Source organism: Vibrio sp. 1402 (assembly GCF_033340275.1).
In genome coordinates this window covers 1-947 of sequence record NZ_JAWOWE010000119.1, presented here as the reverse complement: position 1 = coordinate 947, position 947 = coordinate 1, and the positions used below count along the sequence as shown (strand labels likewise).

General features: G+C 42.1%; 1 protein-coding gene. It reads right to left on the bottom strand.

Annotation, left to right across the window (positions count from 1 at the left end; translation table 11 throughout):
* Positions 1-145: 145 nt before the first annotated feature.
* A complete protein-coding gene (locus tag R7044_RS24540) occupies positions 146-805 on the bottom strand; it encodes a DUF2726 domain-containing protein (protein ID WP_225455914.1) in 660 nt (219 codons plus the stop codon).
* Positions 806-947 lie beyond the last annotated feature (142 nt).

Sequence of the window (947 nt, the reverse complement as noted above, 5' to 3'; positions counted from 1 at the left end):
CAGTGCAAATATCCATCCATATCGCATACGACTTCCCTATTCCGCTTTCTTTCTCAAAGTATAGGTCTTGGCGTATTGGTCGATACAAAAAAGGCCTTAATCTACACAAATCAAAGCCTTTACGTTTATCGTTTGATTGGTTGTATTAGTCGTCAGACTCAAACACCACATTGTAGTTTTCAGTGTAAGTACAATTAGGTTGACGACTACAGGTGAAAAATCGTCGTCCTTTAAATTCACCTTGGCTGGCAGTTTTGATGATCATAGGGCTGCCGCATTTCTTACAAAAACGCACTTCTTTCTCAGGCTCGATCAAATCAATATGCGCCGCCAACAAACGACGTAAACGCCCCACTTGATAACTGTGTTTTACAGAAGTCCCGATCAGAGGCAAGTTGGCAGATTTACATACGTGCATCAGCAACTTCTGACGCTCCACCTTACCTTTATTCAATTGCTGCCCGTTATCAAACTCGATAACTACGCGCGGTTCTAACGTTCTTGGGTCACAAATTACGTAGTCAAAATAACTGCGCGCGATGCGATTATTGGCCACGAAAAACTGCTTTTTATTCTTGATGTCTTTCGGAGCAACCAAAGTAGACATGTTCACCTTGGCAAACACGACAGCATGCTCTCCGACTGCAGCTCTTAGCGCATTGAAAAAAGCACCTTCTTGCCCTCTTAGTAACGGGCCTTTCGCGCGATATGGATAGTCACGCGTGTCGTCGTGCTTAATCACGTACTTTTGAATAATAAAGAAGAATACAACCAGAAGAACAACAATGATAAAGATGTTGGTCATAGATAAAGTGCGCCCAAAACAACTAGTTGCTCAAAGCGTAAATGGAAATCCTATACAGAGCAACAAAACCCATCAATTTTGAGGTGCGATGACATAAGCAATGAAGAAAAGTTTTCGGAGGATAATCAGAAACAAGCCAATC